This window comes from Mesonia profundi (assembly GCF_031085155.1).
Lineage (GTDB): Bacteria > Bacteroidota > Bacteroidia > Flavobacteriales > Flavobacteriaceae > Mesonia > Mesonia profundi.
In genome coordinates, this window is record NZ_JAVHUL010000006.1 from 58,288 (window position 1) to 76,638 (window position 18,351).

Below are 18,351 nucleotides of genomic sequence, written 5' to 3' on the forward strand. Positions count from 1 at the left end.
CATAGATGTTCTCCTTGCTTTTATAGTAGATGCAAGAAAACTAAAAAGGTTGCGTACAATACCCATTTAGCAATTAAATATCACCTTCAAACTCGTTCGTTTTCTGTAATATACTTCATAATTAAACCGATATAAGATTGTCACGAAGCAAAACTTATAGTACTTTAGCAGCACTTGAAGTTAATACAGAAAGCGACAGATTATGAGCAAAGAAAAAAACAACGAAAAAGAAAAAGAAGCAAAATTAAAAGCCTTAAAACTAACCTTAGATAAGTTAGATAAGACTTACGGGAAAGGAGCCGTAATGAAAATGGGCGATCAAGCCGTACAGGATGTAGAAGCCATTCCTTCGGGCTCTTTGGGCTTAGATTTAGCCTTAGGAGTACACGGTTATCCTAGAGGTCGTGTGATTGAAATATACGGACCAGAATCTTCTGGTAAAACTACCTTAACGCTTCACGCTATTGCAGAAGCTCAAAAGGCAGGAGGTATTGCTGCTTTTATTGATGCAGAGCATGCATTTGATCGTTTTTATGCTGCCAATTTAGGAGTAGATATTGAAAACTTGATCATCTCTCAACCCGATCACGGAGAGCAAGCTTTGGAAATTGTAGACAATCTTATTCGCTCTGGCGCTATAGATATTATTGTTATTGACTCAGTTGCTGCCTTAACTCCAAAAAGTGAAATAGAAGGAGAGATGGGAGATTCTAAAATGGGGCTTCACGCCAGATTAATGTCTCAAGCCTTAAGAAAATTAACGGCTTCTATTAGCAAAACTAAATGTACTGTCATCTTTATTAACCAGTTGCGGGAAAAGATTGGGGTGATGTTTGGAAACCCAGAAACCACTACAGGAGGAAACGCACTAAAATTCTATTCTTCGGTTAGATTGGACATTAGGAGATCTACCCAAATTAAAAATAGCAATAGCGACGTTTTAGGGAACAAAACCCGAGTGAAAGTCGTGAAAAATAAAGTAGCTCCGCCTTTTAAAATGGCAGAATTCGACATCATGTATGGCGAAGGAATTTCTAAAGTAGGAGAAATTATAGATATAGGAGTAGACTATGAAATCGTAAAGAAAAGCGGTTCTTGGTTTAGCTACGAAGACACCAAATTAGGTCAAGGTAGAGATGCGGTAAAAGCACTTTTAAAAGACAATCCAGACTTGATGGATGAGCTTGAAACCAAAATTACCGAAGCTATTAAATTAGCTAAAGCTTAAAAGAATTTTATTCTTCAGATTAAAAAATCTCGCTCTTGGCGAGATTTTTTGATTTCATACGCAACCATTCTGATAATTAAACATCTATAGATAAAACCCTAACTCTGTATTTTACAAAGAGTACTATTATTTTATGAAGAATTTTACCCTATTTCTTTTACTTCTTGTGATGTTCACAAGTTGTAGCAGTGATGACATCAATGATATTGATTTTACGTACGAATTAATGCCGGTTAGCTTGGTAGATATTCCAGATACCTTAACCTATGGCGAAGATTCATTTATTACCTTGAGTTATCTGCGACCTTCCACTTGTCACGCATTCGCCGGTTTTAACCTTATTGAAAATGAGCATGAGATTAAACTAAGTATCTTAAATACAGTAATACAAAACGGCTCTAATTGTGAAGACTTAGAAAATGTGACCGCATCTGAGATGTTTGAATTTCACGTAGAGCGAGAAGATTACTATATTTTTAAAATCTATGAAGGACTAGACCAAGAAGGAAATGAAGTATATTTAACCAAAGAAGTAATGATACAGTTATAAGGGTTTATGAGTATTGAGAAGCTTATAAAGAATTGCAAAAAGCAAGATTTAAAGTCGCAAGAGAAGTTATACCATCTTTTCTCGCATAAGCTTTTTGCCGTTTCTTTAAAATACTCTAAAAATTACGCTGAAGCGGAAGACAATTTACAAGATGCCTTTATCACCATCTTCAAAAAAATGAAGCAGTTCTGTTTTAAAGGTTCTTTTGAAGGATGGATGAAGAGAATTGTAATCAATACGGCTCTACAGCGCTACCGTAAACAGCAACATGTATTTGAAATTGTTCATGAAGAACGCATACAACAACCCGAAGTAGAGCTTCAAGAGGAAGAAATTCCTTTAAAGTTTTTACTTCAAATTATACAAGAGTTACCAGATCGCTACCGCATGGTTTTTAACCTTTATGCTTTAGACGGTTACTCCCATAAAGAGATTGCAGAAACCATGAGTATTTCTGTAGGCACCTCCAAATCGAACCTTGCAAGAGCAAGAGGGATCTTAAAACAAAAAATTGAAGAAAGTCAAAAAAAAAATAACGTACAGTCTGTTTAAGAGATGAGTGAAAAGAAAAATATAGATCGTTTATTCCAAGAGAAGTTCAAAGATTTCGAGGCTTCTCCACATAAGCGGGTATGGAAAAATATTGAACAAGAATTAAAGAAAGATAAAAAGCGTAGGCTTATTCCTGTCTTATGGTATAAAGTTGCGGGAGTTGCTGCTGCCATTAGCTTACTTATCTTTTTAGGAAATTCTTTCTGGCAAGATCAAGAGGTAGAAGTAGTAAATACGTCTCCTAAAAACAACAAGATTTTAGAGAATGAAGCCGAAAATTCCTTGCAAAATTCTGCGGAAGAAGAAGCGAAAGAAAATATCGTTTTTACTGAGCCAGCCTCTCCAAAAGAAAATGAGAACATTAAGGAAGAAAAAGAGCTAGAGAATCAGCGACAACTTGTAGAAAACGCTTCTAATTCTTCTTCAGATAAAGAAAAGTCGGGTTTAACAGCAAACCAACAAGATATCGCTTCCGCGGAAGCGCCAACAAAAAGAAAAGAAACCGAAACCGAAGTCTCTACAAACTCCAAAAACGAAAATGCTCTTAACGCAGACCCGAAATCTAAAAGAGACCCAAGTGAAATCGCCGACTTAGACCTTAAGAAAGACAACAATCTCAACAAAGAAATTTTAGAAAAAGAAAATGCTTTGGCACAACGAGAAAAGGAATTCCAAGACTCGAATAAAATCGCCGCTACACAGATCAAGAAAGACAGCAGTCTCACCAAAGAAATCTTAGAAGAAGAAAATGCTTTGGCGCAACGCGAAAAAGAACTCAAAGAAGAAAATACAACCGATAAAAAAGGTACTGAAAGTGAGAAATTTAGTCGCTGGAATATTAGGCCTAATGTTTCTCCTGTATATTATGGAAACCTAGGAGATTCAGGTAGTCCTATAGATTCTCAGTTTTCTAATAACGATGCTTCAGGCGAAGTGAGTATGGCGTATGGCGTAAATTTTGCTTATGCGATATCAAAAAAAATAAAAGTACGTACAGGAGTGAGCAAAGTGCAGCTTAATTATAACACCAATGATGTGGCTTTCACTTCTTCTGTAGATCCGGTAGGCCTTACTAACCTCGATGCTAATGCACAGACAAAAAACATACAAGTGGTTTCCCGCCCTTCTCGAGATATTCAAATTAACTCTCTAAGACCTAACATTAATCCATACACTTCTGGGGCCTTAAAACAACAAATTGGATTTATAGAAGTACCTATAGAGATTGAATATGCGCTATTAGACACGCGTTTTGGAATTCAGATTATTGGAGGTGCCAGTAGCCTGATTTTAAGTGAAAATGAAGTGGCTATAACTTCTGCAGAAGGAGTTACTAATCTTGGAGAGGCAAACAATCTTAACAAACTAAGTTTTAGCACCAATCTGGGAGTAGGCTTTGGTTACGAGATATCAAAAAAATTAGATTTTAATGTAGAACCTACGTTTAAGTATCAACTCAATACCTTCTCAGGTAATACCAATGGTTTTAAACCTTACTATTTTGGGGTTTACACAGGAATCAACTTTAAGTTTTAGTTAAGTTAATTGAAGTTGAAGCAATGATGAGAAAAGCTCATCCTATATAGGATGAGCTTTTTGCTTTCTAGTCAATTTAAATGGGTTTAGCTTCCAATTCGGTTAAGATTGCTTCTCTTACCTCTTGCTTTAATTTTGATTTATCCTCTGGAGCATAAGCTTCTGTAGGGAAAAAAGAAAGAATTTTAGCTCTCATCTTACCTGGACTTCCGCTAAAAAAAGTGTAAGAAAACCGCTTCTTATTATCATAAAACACCAAGGGAACAATAGGAATTTGATGTTCTATAGCCAATCTAAAAGCACCATCTTTAAAAGAATCTAAAGCTACTGTTTCATCATCGGGGACTCCGCCTTCAGGAAAAATGCAAATACTCACCCCCTGGCTTAACCTGCGTTGGGCTTGGTTAAACACCTCTTTTCGGCTGTGCATACTATTGCGGTCTACCAAGATGCACGTGCGTTTATAGAAAAATCCAAATAAAGGAATTTTTGTCAACTCCTTCTTTCCTACAAAGACAAACGGATTTTTTACCGCGTGTAACATCATCATAATATCCATCATAGAAGTATGATTGGCAACAAACATATAACTACGCCCTTTTTGAGGCTTTTCTTCTCTTTCTATCTTAGGCCTAAACCCCATCCCGTAGATAATGATTCTAGCCCAAAACCTAGCCACAACAAAGAACTGAGGATAAAATTTCTCTTTCGAAGTAAATAATAATAAAAGTGGAAATAAGAGTATGATGGGTACTCCCATAAGCACATAAAACCAAATTCGCCAAAGCAAAATCACTGCATTTTTTAAAATCCTCATTTCTCAAAAATATAAAAATGTATTCAGCAAACTCTATAAATAAAGTACCTTTACAAAAAAAAACATTATGTCTAGAATACTAACGGGTGTGCAAAGTACAGGTACACCTCACTTAGGAAACCTTTTAGGGGCCATTATCCCAGCCATAGAAATGGCAAACGATTCTAACAATGAATCCTATTTGTTTATTGCGAATATGCACACGTTAACTCAAATTAAAGATGCAAAAACGCTTAAACACAACACCTATTCGGTAGCGGCAACTTGGCTTGCCTTTGGTCTTGACATTCATAACACCGTATTTTACAGACAAAGCGATGTGCCACAAACTACAGAATTAACTTGGTATTTAAGTTGTTTTTTTCCGTACCAACGCCTTACGTTAGCGCATTCTTTTAAAGATAAATCAGATAGGTTAGACGATGTGAACGCTGGTTTGTTTAGTTACCCTATGTTGATGGCGGCAGATATTTTATTATATGATGCAGAGCTGGTTCCTGTAGGAAAAGACCAAATGCAACATATTGAGATGACACGCGATGTTGCGACTCGTTTTCACGCACAAATGGGAGAAACTTTTGTCTTGCCAGAAGGTAAAATTCAGGAAGGCACCAAGTACATTCCGGGGACAGACGGCGGAAAAATGAGTAAGTCTAGAGGGAATTACCTCAACCTTTTTGAAACCGATAAGAAACTGCGCAAGCAGGTGATGAGCATAGAAACCGATAGTACTCCTCTTGAGGAACCTAAAAACCCCGACACCTGTAACGTGTTTAATTTATATAAAGTAGTCGCTTCCGCGGAACAAATTAAAGAAATGCGAGCTAATTATGAAGGCGGAAATTATGGTTACGGTCACGCCAAGCAAGCTTTATTTGATGTCCTTGTTGAAAAATATGCGGTACAAAGAGAAAAGTACACGTACTATATGAATAACCTTCATGAAATAGATGCCGCTTTAGAAACTGGAGCTCAAAAAGCCCAACAAACTGCTAATGAAGTGTTGAATAGAGTGAGAACAAAATTGGGATATTAGTAAATAGAGGTTAGACCGCTTCGCTTTTAGAAGATAGAAATTAGATAGAAAGCCGTTTCAGTAAAATTGAAGCGGCTTTCTTATTTTTAGAAAATAAAAACTACAAGTTAAATCCTAAATTAAGTTGAATCATGATAGGAAACCAATTCCCATTTCCCTTGGTGTCAAAATAGTAAATAGTTCCTACATCAAAAAGCAAATGAAACTTTCCGTAAGAACGCTGAATTCCCCAAGTAGGCCCCACAGCAAAATCATAATTGGAGGTTCTATCAAAATTACCTTCTATGGTTTCTCCTCTGGTATAAATTCTTCCAGAAATAAAATTACCAGAATTGTAAGCCGTATTTTTATTCTTGGCTAAACGTTTTTCAAAATTATAGAAATGCTTGTATTGTAGATCTAAAAAGGGCGTAAACAAATACCTAAAACCAGAACCATTTCCAGATAAATCTGGATAAGATCCGCCGTAAGCTACACCTAAACCACCAGAAAGCGTGGAGGTATTAGATACCGCATATTCGTATTCTACTCCTGGGCTTAAAAAGTTTATACGTAATACATTTTCAGTGTAATTGCTATCATTACTATCTTGTGCAGTTATACCTTGCACCATGATTAAACTTAGAATTAAAAATAATACTTTATTCATCTATTACTTTTTATAGGTTTTGGGAACTGTACTTCTTCTTTTATATTTTTAGAGGTCAGTAGTTAGTTGAATGGATTACTGTTTAAATATAAGCTATATGTCTGGTTGAGCGCAGTCGAAACCTACTTTTAATATCCGAAAAGTTCTAGACTCCGCTCGAACTGACAATAGAATGTATTTTAAATATATTAAAACCAATACGTTAGATTACGGTAAAATTAGGTATTTAACTACAGACCTCTATATTTTTAATTACCTAGTATATGGATAAAAAGTTCATAAATGTTTTAAAATTGAAGGGCAGTTAGAAAATTTGAAATTGTTTTTTAACTACCTCTAACATAAAATTCAATAGCATCGAGATCATCTAACGAATAGAGTTTAAATCTTTCATAATCATCATAAATCTCTATTACGACCACTCTAGTTTGATCATTAAAAGTAAGTTTAAATTGATTTTCACCTAAATATTCCCAATTGCCATTAATTTCGTCGACTTCACAATTTGAAAAATCATCTCCGTAAGATAAACGATAATAAAGTTTATTATTTTCAATGAATGTAATAGTTGTTCCAAACTCACAACCTTTGATTGCATCAGGTTCTCTAGCAAGTAAGCTCCACTTTCCAACAATGGCTTCTTCTGGATCAATTATTTCTTGTATAGGAGAGTCATCATTACTACTGCAAGAGGATAGAACCATGATCGACAGTAAAAAAGTAACTAAAATGGATTTGGAGCAAACAAGTTTCATATCCTGGTATTTTAAAATGATCACAATAGTAATAAAAATAAACTAAATCGCTTCAAATTGTTTTCCGGGCAAGGGTCTTACCAATCCTTTGAGCTCCAAGCTCAATAAAATAGGGTTGAGTTTAAACGTAGGCATGTTACAAGCTATTGCGATGACATCCATTTCAGATTTACCAGATTTTTGCAAATTCTCCAACACCAATTCTTCTTGTGGGGAGAGGTCTACAAAAAGTTGAGCTTGCTGCTTTTCTTTATTTTCAATATCCCAATTAAGTACATATACCAAATCGGCGACACTGCTTAAAAGTCGGGCTTGCTGAGTTTTTATCAGGTTATTGCAACCTCTGCTTAGTTGATCGGTAACTCTGCCGGGCACCGCAAACACTTCCCTGTCGTAAGAATTGGCAATATCTGCCGTGACGAGCGAACCTCCTTTTTCGGCGCTTTCTATCACAATCGTCGCTTCACTCATTCCGGCGATGATGCGGTTTCGTTTTAAAAAATTCTTTCGATCAAAAAAAGAACCACTCCAAAAGTCGGTCATAAATCCGCCGTGATTCATGACCTCAGCTTCATATTTGGCATGTACTTTAGGATAGATTTGATCTAGGCCGTGTGCCAAACAAGCTATGGTTTGCAAGTTATTGGCCATAGCTGCTTTATGAGCACAAATATCGACTCCGTATGCAAAACCCGAAACAATCACAGGATTTAATGGCGCCAATTCCTCAATGAGTTGTTCACAAAAAGCAATTCCGTGATTGGTTACTTTCCGAGTTCCAACAATACTAATGATCTTCTTGTGTTTTAAATCTATGTTCCCCTTCTGAAATAATAAAATAGGCGCATCAATACAATGTTTTAAATAGCTAGGATAATTTTTGTCTTCAAAATAAGAAACCTCAACCGCTTCCTCTTTAATAAACCGAAGCTCTTCTTCTGCCTCTTCCAAAAGAGAAGCATCGTGTAAACTTTTAATTTTTAGCGAACCAAAACCTTCAATAAGTTCAAGCTGCTTTTTGGGGGTTTTAAAAATTGCTTCGGCAGAACCCAATTTTCTCAATAATTTCTTGGCAGAAATATCTCCGATGTTCGGGACTTTCTGTAGCGCTAGTAAATAAATCAATTCTTGTTCACTCATAGTCTTTTAGGTGTCTCTCTAAAATTACGCAAAAACATTTGTTAATAAACTTTTGACATGTTATTTTTCTTCTTGAAAAAAACGCTTACTTTTGTTATAATGAGAATGGAGCACTACATAAAAGATTTATTATACCGCTATGAATGTGTGGTGATACCTGGTTTTGGAGGTTTTCTAACCCAAAGAAAATCGGCGTATTTAGACATTCAAAATCAGCAATTTGTAGCGCCTTCTAAGCGTATTTCCTTCAATAGACAACTCATTGAAAACGACGGAATTTTAGCTAATTATATCGCTAAAGCGGAAGACATTAGTTACCAAGAAGCCGTAGATAAAATCAATGTATTTGTAGCGCAGCTTTCGCAATCTCTAGCCAAACAAAAAGAAATCACCTTAAGTGAGATAGGTACTTTTTATCAAAGAGAAGACAAGGTCTTATTTTTTGTAAATGATCGTGAGAATTTCTTATTAGATTCTTTTGGTTTGCAAGCTACTGCGGCCAATTCCGTTAAGGAAAAACTTGTAGAAGAACCTATAAAAGAGGAAGAAAACCTTGAAGCTCCTATCAAAGAAATTTCTTTACAGGAAGCGATTGTTCAGCGAAGCACCTCTAAGTATGCGTTCGTAAAATACGCCGCAGTAGGAATAATTGCACTAGGTGTTGCCGGTTTAATAGGTGCCAATTGGTATAGCCAAAATGTAGAAGAGCACAACTTGGTAGAACAGCAAAAAGCAAGCAAGCAAGTAGAGCAACAGATACAGGAAGCTACTTTTATCATACAAAATCCGCTCCCCGAAATTGTTTTTAAAGTAAAGACAGAAGTAGGAAACTACCACATCGTAGCGGGTGCATTTAGAGAAAAAGAAAATGCGCTTAAAAAAGTAACTCAACTAAGAGAAGAAGGTTTTTCTCCGCGAGAAATTGGCGCCAACAAATATGGTTTACACCAAGTGGTTTATGCAAGTTTTGAATCAAGACGAGAAGCCATCAACAAACTTCATGAAATTAAAAGAACACACAATACTGGCGCCTGGCTTTTAGTTAAAGAACTTTAATGCCTTCTTAACATTCATAATCCTATCTTTGCACAAAAAAACAGATAGATGGAGCCAAAACACCCTAAAGATTCCAAAACCATAGTAACCGATTTAGTCTTACCTAGTGAAACCAATCCTTTAAACAACCTTTTTGGAGGAGAACTTCTTGCCAGAATGGATCGAGCTGCAAGTATTGCGGCGAGAAGACACAGCAGAAGAATTGTCGTAACCGCATCTGTAAATCACGTAGCTTTTAAAAAGACAATTCCTTTAGGAAGTGTAGTCACGGTAGAAGCGAACATTTCGCGAGCATTTAAAAGCTCTATGGAAGTCATTTTAGATGTTTGGATCGAGGACCGCGAAAGTGGAGTTCGCTCTAAAGCTAATGACGCTATTTATACTTTTGTGGCTGTAGACGACGGTGGATCTCCCATTGGGGTCCCACCCTTAGAACCCGAAACCAAAATTGAGAAAATTCGCTATGAAGCTGCTTTACGCAGAAAGCAACTCAGTTTAGTGTTGGCGGGTAAAATGGATCCCAAAGATGCCACCGAGTTAAAAGCACTCTTCGAATAAGTAGAACCGTAAGGAATTCTAAATAAAAGCTTAAGAAACTTTGGCTTCCTCTTAAATTAATGCCAAAGTTGATTTTACTTGGTCCTTAACCGCTGTTTTATTTCTAATTTAATAGAAGAAAATGATTCCTATCGCTGTGGATTATTTTTTACCTCACGAATTAAAAATAAAATACGTTTACCCATGCCTCAAATTTCAAGTTTTTCAGAAGAGTCCATACAAAAGATTTTAGCAAAACTTGAAGGTGATTCTAATGTAAATTGTGAACTGCCGGGAAATGGATGGATGCACATAGAAGACAACCTCCCCTACCTTGTGGTTTACCGACAAGTAAACGAAGACACTGGGATCAAAAAGATGATCAACAGCGGCGGAGCCTATCTCATTATTGGGAACGAGGATTTTGAAGGTTATCAACGACTCTTAAAGGCACTTTCGCACCAACTGTCGAGTAAATTTGGGTCTTACATGCTTTTCGAAATGTATTTGGGCCCCATAGAAAGTAGAACTTTTTATATTAAAGGACCTTCCCAAAAAATCAGCACTACCTTAGAGCTGTTAAAAAAAGAATTGCTTAAGTCTTCGGGTTTGTCTGAAGAAATCACGCTTTCGGCTGAAATAAAAAATCAAGAAGACCGTCAAGCGGAAGGAGACGTTCCTCTTATTTCTATTAAAGATGCCAAAGACACTGGTAGTTTATGGGTTGGACTAGAAATCCCCCCTATATTTAGAGATCAAGAATACCATTTATACCCTCTATTTTATAGAAAATTCAGAGATTTCTTGGTCAATTCCGTACAGAAAGCGGTGTACGATTTTATACGGGTTCAAACTACAGATCCTATTAAAAGCTATTACGCTTTGGGACGTAAAAGTTTAAAACACAAAGTATTTGAGATTGATAAAGAACTGGCAGAAATTGAAAAATCTTTTCAGTTTTTGTGGTTGGTGGCTCCCGTAAATATTCAAAACATAAAGCATACTTTCTTTAAAAGTAACTATAAAAGAGTATTGGATTATCATTATCGATTACTTCCCATAGACCCCGATATTCTAAAAAGAAAACTGTACAATTTAAGAATTGAAGACATTAACGATCCTGCCATGTCTTATATCTTTCACGAGAAAAGAGAAGAGCTAGACCAACAAATTACCATGCTCAACGAAAGAGGAAGCAAGAATTTCTTCTACAACAGCATAAGGCTTTATAAAGGAATTGACAACGAAATCTGTGAACAAGCAGAGTTAATTCTTCAAGACATTTCAGAAACAGAAAAAACACCAAGCAAAGATAGTTGCGATGCCACTTATTTTCGGGATTTAGCGCTTCAAGAGTTTGACTATTTTAAATCACAAGATTCTCAGTTTAAAAGTAAAGTTCATTTAAGAGATGACGTAAATATCATGATGGTTTCTCAAGGAGAACTCTATATTCCCAGCGATTATGAAATGAGCGCTACAGAAGCCCAAGCCTTAATTCAACATGAGGTGGGAACACACGTGCTTACCTATTACAATGGGGGAAAGCAACCTTTGCAGCAATTAAGTGTAGGCTTGGCAGATTATGACACGCTACAAGAAGGTCTTGCTGTAATGGCCGAGTATTTAATTGGAGGACTTACCGCCAACCGTTTACGTACGTTGGCAGGAAGAGTTGTTGCAGGAAAAGCTTTAATGAATGGAGGCGATTTTCAGTCTATTTTTAGACTACTTACAAGTGAAAAAGGCTTTTCCGCAGAAAATGCATTCAACATTACCTCTAGAATTATGCAAGGAGGCGGATTTATAAAAGATATTATTTATTTAAAAGGTTTAGTGCTTTTACGAAATTATTTGCAAGAAGGAGGAGCTTACGAACCGCTACTGGCAGGGAAATTTAGTTTAAAGCATTTGGAGGTTGTAAAAGAACTTACCGAAAGACAAGTTTTACATCCGCCAAAATTAAGCCCTAGTTATTTAACGAGTGAAAGTGCCAAGAAAAGACTACAACTAATCAGAGATGGTTTACCCATTTCACAAATGATCAACCCATGAAAATATGTTTCGTATTAAATGACGTGCACGAAGAAAACTACAACAGTTCTGTAGTATTAATGCACAAGGCGCATCAACGCGGCCACACCGTTTTAATGATGGATGTGGGAGATTTTAATTTCACCCATAATGAACCGCTAAGTATTTACGTGCTTCAGGTTCCCACATCGATAAAAACAAAATCGGCGAAAAAATTTATTGAAGACATCAAAAAGGCTAAGCTTAAAAAGAAAAAGATGTCTTCCAAAAATGTAGATGTACTTTTTATTAGAAATAATCCCACAGAGGAAGTAGATCGGCAATGGGCAGAACACGCCGGAATCGCTTTTGGTAAAATGATGCAGCAAGAAGGGGTTTTGGTGCTGAATGATGCCTACGCGTTATCGCATGCATTTATTGATAAGCTTTACTTTGAAGAGCTTCCAGCAAGCATCAAACCAGATTCTATCATTACTCGAAAAAAGGAAGATATTTTAGAATTTTTTGAAAAGCAGAATAAAAAAATGGTGCTTAAACCCTTAGAGGGATCTGGAGGAAGAGATGTTTACCTCATTGATGAGAATGAAAAAAACCTCAACCAAATTATAGAAACCTTACTGAATCAAGGTTACGTCATTGGACAGGAATATTTACCCGATGTGAGTAAAGGAGACGTAAGGATTTTGTTGATGAACGGAAGACTGATTGAACGCGACGGGAAATATTCTATGATTAGAAGAAAAATGGGGAAAGGAGAATTTAGAAGTAACTTCAGTCAAGGCGCCACCGCACAGGCAGTAGAACTCACCAAAGATTTTGAAAAAATTATAGAAGTAGTCGCTCCCAAGCTCATACAAGACGGATTGTTCTTTGTGGGCTTAGATGTAGTGAAAGACAAGCTTATTGAAATTAATGTGCTTAGTCCCGGCGGTCTAAATTATTTTAGTGAAATAGACCACCCCGATTTTGGCAACGAGATCATTGATGCTATCGAAAGGAAATTAAATTATAAAGAAATGTATGGTCACGAGCTTTCAAATAAAGTGTTGGCCACTATGGAATAATACCAAATAAAACAGATAATCGTATTTAAATTGGTATAAAAAAGAAAGATTATGAAAGAGAAGATTTCAAGAATTATAGGAAAATATACTTCAAATAAAAAGGGACCTTTACTAGTTGTAAGTGCAGGAATTCATGGCAATGAGCCTAGCGGCGTTACAGCACTTCAAAAAGTGTTTCAAGAGTTAGAAAAAACAAAACCCGAAATTAAGGGTACGCTTATAGGCGTTTCTGGAAATCTGGAAGCTCTTCATCAAAATAAACGATATATAGATGAGGACCTCAACCGCACGTGGACGAAAGAAAATATGCAAAAAGGGCAAGTTAAAACTCACGAAGAAAAAGAGATGTATGAGATTGTCGACGTGCTAAAAAAATATCCTGAAAGCGATTTTACCAAGCGCTATTTTATGGATTGCCACACCACTTCTTCAGATAGTGCCCCTTATCTTTCTGTACAAAATGTGAACGATAACGATGCTTGGTCACGTCATTTCCCTACCTATATTGTAAGAGGATTTAGCGATATTATTACAGGCGATTTTGATCATTACCTAAGTAGAACGGGACTTACCGGTTTTGTTTTTGAAGCCGGTCAGCACGAAAGTAAAACTTCTATAGAGAATCACGAAGGTATGATTTGGCTTTGTTTAAAGGAAGCCTGCGGATTAGATCTAACCCAACTTTCTGGTTATCCTACTTGCGTGGAAGATTTTACCCAAAAAAATGCACCAGCGCAAAAGGTGTTTGATATTGAATATCGCCACGGAATTAAAGACAAGGACGAGTTTAAAATGGAACCCGGTTTTGAAAACTTCCAAGAGATTAAAAAAGGTGATTTGCTGGCCATTCAAAATGGAAACGAATTAAGAAGCGAATGGAACGCTCGCATTTTTATGCCGTTATATCAAGCCCAAGGAAATGATGGTTTTTTTGTGATTAAAGAGGAAGCCAATTAATGTGTAAAAGCTTAGGTTATTGGTTTTCGTTTCCGAAATTTGTAGCTTAATTAGTTTAGCATTGGCCACGACTCCAAAAGTATCTTTTAAAGAAATCAATACCATTGCTATTCCCGCGATTATTGCAGGAATAGCCGAGCCTCTTATTTCCTTAACCGATATCGCTGTTATTGGAAATGTAAAAGAACATTCTATTGAAGCCTTGGCGGCAGCGGGAATTGTAGGCTCTTTTCTTTCGGCGATTATTTGGATTGTCGCGCAGACCAAAACCGCGATTTCTGCGATTATCTCTCAGCATCTGGGAGCGAATAGAGTCCACGCCATCAAAACCTTGATTCCGCAGGCGATTCTTTTTAATTTATTGCTAAGTTTTATCATCTACGGATTGACGGCTTTCTTTGCGGAAGCGATTTTTAGTGCCTATAATGCTGACGGACTCATTCTTCAATATACCCAAGATTACTATACCATTCGGGCTTTAGGTTATCCCCTTACCTTAGTCACTTTTGCCATTTTTGGAATTTTCCGCGGACTCCAAAACACGCTTTGGGCGATGAAATGTAGTTTGGCTGGAGCGGCGGTGAATGTAGGCTTAGACTTTTTGCTGGTATATGGTGTAGAAGGATTTATAGAACCTATGCATCTCGCCGGAGCTGCTTATGCTAGTCTTGCGGCACAAGCGACGATGCTCCTAATGGCATTGTATTATTTCTTTAAAAAAACACCTTTCCATTTAAAATTGAGCTTTAGCATTAATCCGCAAATGAAACCGCTTTTACTCATGGCAGCCAATCTTTTTGTAAGAACGGCAGCACTTAATTTTGCGATTTTTTTAGCCAATGCTTACGCGACAGGTTATGGAAAAAACTACATCGCCGCACAGAGTATTCTCATGAATATCTGGCTTTTCTTTTCCTTTTTTATCGATGGCTACGCTAATGCTGGAAATGCGATTGGCGGGCGCCTACTGGGAGCAAAAGACTATACCCGTTTATGGAATTTAAGTAAAGATATTTCTAAATATGCCGTGTTTATTGCCTTGATTCTAATGGGAATTTGTGGATTGTTGTACGAAGAAATCGGACTTATCTTTAACAAAGAAGAAAGTGTGTTGGTACTGTTCTCCTCCGTTTTTTGGATTGTTTTACTCATGCAACCCATTAATGCAATTGCCTTTATGTTTGATGGGATTTTTAAAGGCTTGGGCGAAGCCAAATACCTTCGAAATGTCTTATTGGTAGCGACTTTTCTAGGCTTTACACCCGCTCTTCTTTTGGGAGATTACTTCGGATTAAAACTTTACGCCATTTGGATCGCTTTTTTTGTCTGGATGCTTATTCGCAGCAGCGCATTGGTCATTCAGTTTAGAAGAAAATATTTAAAATAAATTTATAGTACTTATGAAAGATCAACACAAAGCCTATCTCTACGCCGGTATTGCGGTTCTTTTATGGTCTACCGTAGCTTCTGCGATGAAGTTAAGTCTGGTGTATCTTGATTTTTTACAATTGCTGTTTTTATCGGTTTCGGTTTCTCTAGTCGTACTTTTTATCGTGATTGTGGCTCAGGGGAAATTAAAGAATGTGTTCAAACTTCCGGCGAAAGCCTACTTAAGGTCGGCGGTATTCGGGCTAGTAAATCCGTTTCTTTATTACATTGTTTTGTTTAAAGCCTATGACTTGCTGCCTGCGCAAGAAGCCCAGCCTTTAAATTATACCTGGCCCATTATGATGACCTTGTTGTCTATTCCTATTTTAGGACAAAAAATTAATATTCAAAATTTTGTAGCCATTCTCATTAGTTTTATTGGTGTCATTACCATTTCTACCGGAGGAGATTTATTGGGTTTCTCCTTTAGTAATCCCTACGGAGCTTTACTCGGAATTGCTTCCGCAGTCATTTGGGCTTTATTTTGGATTTATAACATTAAAGATAAGCGCGATGAAATCAGTAAATTGTTTCTTAATTTCCTTTTCGGAATTGTGTACATCAGCATTGCATTAGCCATATTTTCTGATTTTCCAGCCTTTTCTACCCAGCATTATTTAGGTGCCGCTTATGTAGGTTTGTTCGAAATGGGAGTCACTTTTATCATCTGGTCTATGGCCTTAAAAAAATCTACCCACACTGCAAAAGTGAGCAGATTGATTTATCTGGTTCCTTTTTTATCCTTAATCGTCATATACTTTACGGTGGGCGAAGAAATTTTGACTTCTACCTTAATTGGTTTAGGACTCATTATTGGAGGTTTAATTTTTGATAATATCAATTTTGTGCGGCTTATGGAAAAAGTGAAGAGAAAGAAAAAACTTAAAGTCTAAAATAATTTTCTTAGCATAACATAATAGTGTCATAAAGGTTAGCAGCAATGCCACGTAAAGCCTAATCATAGTTGAATACCAATGGCTTTTATATGGAAAGAGATTATTTTTAACGGTATGTTTTTTTTTGGCATATCGAAATTTTATCTCAAAATTTGAGATGAAAATTCCGTAAAATTTTAGGCTGTTTGAGCCTAATGATTTTTTTTAGATTAATAGTAAAGTTTATTGGCGAGTTCCTAAAATTTAAGGATTGAACGATAAATTTAGATAAAATTTCGTCAGCCTAGACTTTTTTGTTTCTTTTTTGGGCGATGCAAAAAAGAAAAAACAGTCTTAGAATCTTTAAAGATAAATTCTGTTCTAAATTTAATATACTGAGTGTAAAACATTAATTCCAGTTTAACACCTGTCTATTCCTAGTTGCCTTAAAATATCGTATTTTTAAGGCTATGAATAGAAATGATGTTAGCAGCGGTTTTATTTTTAAAACCTATAAAAAACCTTATCAGTCTCCGTTTGAGGTTCTTTTTGAAGTGTTCAAAGAATTGATTACGCATACTTCTGGAGATTTTGATGAAGCAATAGATTGGCTTCGACAGCTCGATAAGGAATACGAACTGACCACCCCCGAATACTCCATCGACGATTTTATTGAAGACCTAAAAAACAAAGGTTACATTCAAGAACGCATCAAACCCGATGGTAAAAACGGTATAGAAATCACTTCTAAAACCGAAAAAGCAATTCGGCAACGCGCCTTAAAGCAAATTTTTGGTAAGATGCGTAAAGGTTCTTCAGGAAATCATAAAACCAAACACAGCGGCCAGACGCAAGATGCGACGGGAGATTTTAAAAAATACCAGTATGGAGATCCTTTAGATAAAATCTCGATGACCGAAAGTTTGAGAAATGCACAAATCAATCACGGCTTGGATGATTTTCATTTAACCGAAAATGATTTGGTGGTAGAAGAAAGCAACCACAAATCGCAGATGAGTACGGTACTGATGATCGACATAAGCCACAGTATGATTTTGTATGGCGAGGATCGAATTACACCCGCTAAAAAAGTAGCGATGGCCTTAGCGGAATTAATCCTAACCCAATATCCTAAAGATTCGCTAGACGTGATTGTATTTGGAAATGATGCTTGGCCTATTAAAATTAAAGACTTGCCCTATTTGCAAGTCGGTCCTTTTCACACCAATACCGTTGCGGGTTTACAACTGGCAATGGATATTCTTCGGCGAAAGCGAAATGCCAATAAGCAAATTTTTATGATCACCGATGGAAAGCCGAGTTGCCTAAGAATGCCCGATGGGTCGTATTATAAAAACTCGATGGGATTGGATGAATACATTACGCAACGCTGCTACAATATGGCGGCACAAGCGAGGAAACTCAAAATTCCTATCACCACCTTTATGATTGCTTCAGATCCTTACTTACAGCAGTTTGTAGATGAATTTTCGGCATCGAACCAAGGAAAAGCCTATTACACGGGTCTGGAAGGTCTAGGGGAGATGATTTTTGAAGATTATGAAACCAATAGAAAAAAGAGAATACGCTAGAAAAGGAGAAAGCATAAAATGTGTCACCTCGAGCGGAGTCGAGAGGTCGCAATTTTTTAGTATAGTTAGAATTAATGTGTGAAAGAAAGTCTCGACTCCGCTCGACCAGACAAAAGAGGATTATAAAAAAAGCATTTAATTACGTCATGAAAACTTATTTTGTTTACCTACTTGAATGTTCTGACGGATTGCTTTACACAGGATTTACAAATAATCTTTCCCGTAGAATAGAAGAACATCAAAAAGGATTAAATAGAACTTGTTTTACATATAAAAGACGCCCAATAACACTAGTGTTTCATCAAGAGTTTAAAGATGTACAGCAAGCGATTTATTTCGAAAAAAAAATAAAAAAATGGAGTTCTAAGAAAAAGCAAGCTTTGATACATGGAGATTTTGATAAGCTCCAATTATTATCGGAATGCAGGAATATGACACATTCAAAACATAAATTAAGTAATGGTGAGATCTCGACTCCGCTCGATCTGACAAAAAATAATAACAGGAATAAAGAATGACTAATACCCTTCGACTCCGCTCGATCT

The 18,351-nt window shown here is 36.6% G+C and carries 18 protein-coding genes; 14 read left to right on the forward strand and 4 right to left on the reverse strand.

From position 1 onward, the window contains the following. The first annotated feature begins 202 nt into the window (after positions 1-202). From recA to RBU60_RS03610, 4 genes are all read left to right on the forward strand, one after another. Positions 203-1,228, forward strand: coding sequence for a recombinase RecA (gene recA / locus RBU60_RS03595; protein ID WP_308863298.1), 1,026 nt, complete (start codon positions 203-205; stop codon positions 1,226-1,228). Between the two features lie 133 nt (positions 1,229-1,361). After that, positions 1,362-1,778 (forward strand): hypothetical protein, encoded by a 417-nt coding sequence (locus tag RBU60_RS03600; protein WP_308863299.1) that lies wholly within the window; start codon positions 1,362-1,364, stop codon positions 1,776-1,778. A 6-nt stretch (positions 1,779-1,784) separates the two neighbouring features. Next, on the forward strand, positions 1,785-2,330 hold the full coding sequence (locus RBU60_RS03605) for an RNA polymerase sigma factor (protein WP_308863300.1): 546 nt from the start codon (positions 1,785-1,787) through the stop codon (positions 2,328-2,330). 3 nt (positions 2,331-2,333) lie between these two features. Beyond that, a complete protein-coding gene (locus RBU60_RS03610; RefSeq protein WP_308863301.1) occupies positions 2,334-3,866 on the forward strand; it encodes an outer membrane beta-barrel protein in 1,533 nt (510 codons plus the stop codon). A 76-nt stretch (positions 3,867-3,942) separates the two neighbouring features. Here RBU60_RS03610 and RBU60_RS03615 read toward each other — a convergent pair whose 3' ends face one another. Continuing rightward, positions 3,943-4,683, reverse strand: a complete 741-nt coding sequence (locus RBU60_RS03615) for a lysophospholipid acyltransferase family protein (RefSeq protein ID WP_308863302.1) — start codon at positions 4,681-4,683, stop codon at positions 3,943-3,945. 67 nt (positions 4,684-4,750) lie between these two features. On the opposite strand from RBU60_RS03615, the gene trpS reads away from it, so the two are divergent. Further along, positions 4,751-5,719 (forward strand): tryptophan--tRNA ligase, encoded by a 969-nt coding sequence (gene trpS, locus RBU60_RS03620; RefSeq protein ID WP_308863303.1) that lies wholly within the window; start codon positions 4,751-4,753, stop codon positions 5,717-5,719. 100 nt (positions 5,720-5,819) lie between these two features. Here the strand turns inward: trpS and RBU60_RS03625 are convergent, their stop codons facing one another. The 3 genes from RBU60_RS03625 to dprA all read right to left on the reverse strand — a co-directional run bounded on the left by RBU60_RS03625 (position 5,820) and on the right by dprA (position 8,263). Then, positions 5,820-6,368 (reverse strand): hypothetical protein, encoded by a 549-nt coding sequence (locus RBU60_RS03625; protein WP_308863304.1) that lies wholly within the window; start codon positions 6,366-6,368, stop codon positions 5,820-5,822. A gap of 326 nt (positions 6,369-6,694) precedes the next feature. Beyond that, positions 6,695-7,123 (reverse strand): lipocalin-like domain-containing protein, encoded by a 429-nt coding sequence (locus tag RBU60_RS03630; protein WP_308863305.1) that lies wholly within the window; start codon positions 7,121-7,123, stop codon positions 6,695-6,697. Positions 7,124-7,165: 42 nt separating this feature from the next. Next, a complete protein-coding gene (dprA, locus tag RBU60_RS03635) occupies positions 7,166-8,263 on the reverse strand; it encodes a DNA-processing protein DprA (RefSeq protein WP_308863306.1) in 1,098 nt (365 codons plus the stop codon). 105 nt (positions 8,264-8,368) lie between these two features. Between dprA and RBU60_RS03640 the strand changes: the two genes are divergently transcribed. The 9 genes from RBU60_RS03640 to RBU60_RS03680 all read left to right on the forward strand — a co-directional run bounded on the left by RBU60_RS03640 (position 8,369) and on the right by RBU60_RS03680 (position 18,324). Further along, complete coding sequence (locus RBU60_RS03640; protein ID WP_308863307.1) at positions 8,369-9,319, forward strand: HU domain-containing protein; 951 nt, start codon at positions 8,369-8,371, stop codon at positions 9,317-9,319. Between the two features lie 48 nt (positions 9,320-9,367). Next, entirely contained in the window at positions 9,368-9,877 is a 510-nt protein-coding gene (locus tag RBU60_RS03645) for an acyl-CoA thioesterase (RefSeq protein ID WP_308863308.1), read from the forward strand. A gap of 183 nt (positions 9,878-10,060) precedes the next feature. Beyond that, positions 10,061-11,911: a flavohemoglobin expression-modulating QEGLA motif protein gene (locus tag RBU60_RS03650; RefSeq protein ID WP_308863309.1), complete on the forward strand. Its 1,851-nt coding sequence runs from the start codon at positions 10,061-10,063 to the stop codon at positions 11,909-11,911. Next, positions 11,908-12,954 (forward strand): glutathione synthetase, encoded by a 1,047-nt coding sequence (locus RBU60_RS03655; protein ID WP_308863310.1) that lies wholly within the window; start codon positions 11,908-11,910, stop codon positions 12,952-12,954. The genes RBU60_RS03650 and RBU60_RS03655 overlap by 4 nt, the downstream gene beginning before the upstream one ends. Positions 12,955-13,005: 51 nt before the next feature. Beyond that, positions 13,006-13,911, forward strand: a complete 906-nt coding sequence (locus tag RBU60_RS03660) for a succinylglutamate desuccinylase/aspartoacylase domain-containing protein (protein ID WP_308863311.1) — start codon at positions 13,006-13,008, stop codon at positions 13,909-13,911. Positions 13,912-13,972: 61 nt separating this feature from the next. Further along, the gene (locus tag RBU60_RS03665) at positions 13,973-15,298 is read left to right on the forward strand and encodes an MATE family efflux transporter (RefSeq protein ID WP_308863349.1); all 1,326 of its coding nucleotides are present in this window, start codon (positions 13,973-13,975) and stop codon (positions 15,296-15,298) included. A gap of 13 nt (positions 15,299-15,311) precedes the next feature. Next, complete coding sequence (locus RBU60_RS03670) at positions 15,312-16,232, forward strand: DMT family transporter (RefSeq protein WP_308863312.1); 921 nt, start codon at positions 15,312-15,314, stop codon at positions 16,230-16,232. 452 nt (positions 16,233-16,684) lie between these two features. Beyond that, positions 16,685-17,806, forward strand: a complete 1,122-nt coding sequence (locus RBU60_RS03675; RefSeq protein ID WP_308863313.1) for a vWA domain-containing protein — start codon at positions 16,685-16,687, stop codon at positions 17,804-17,806. 146 nt (positions 17,807-17,952) lie between these two features. Next, on the forward strand, positions 17,953-18,324 hold the full coding sequence (locus RBU60_RS03680; RefSeq protein WP_308863314.1) for a GIY-YIG nuclease family protein: 372 nt from the start codon (positions 17,953-17,955) through the stop codon (positions 18,322-18,324). Positions 18,325-18,351 lie beyond the last annotated feature (27 nt).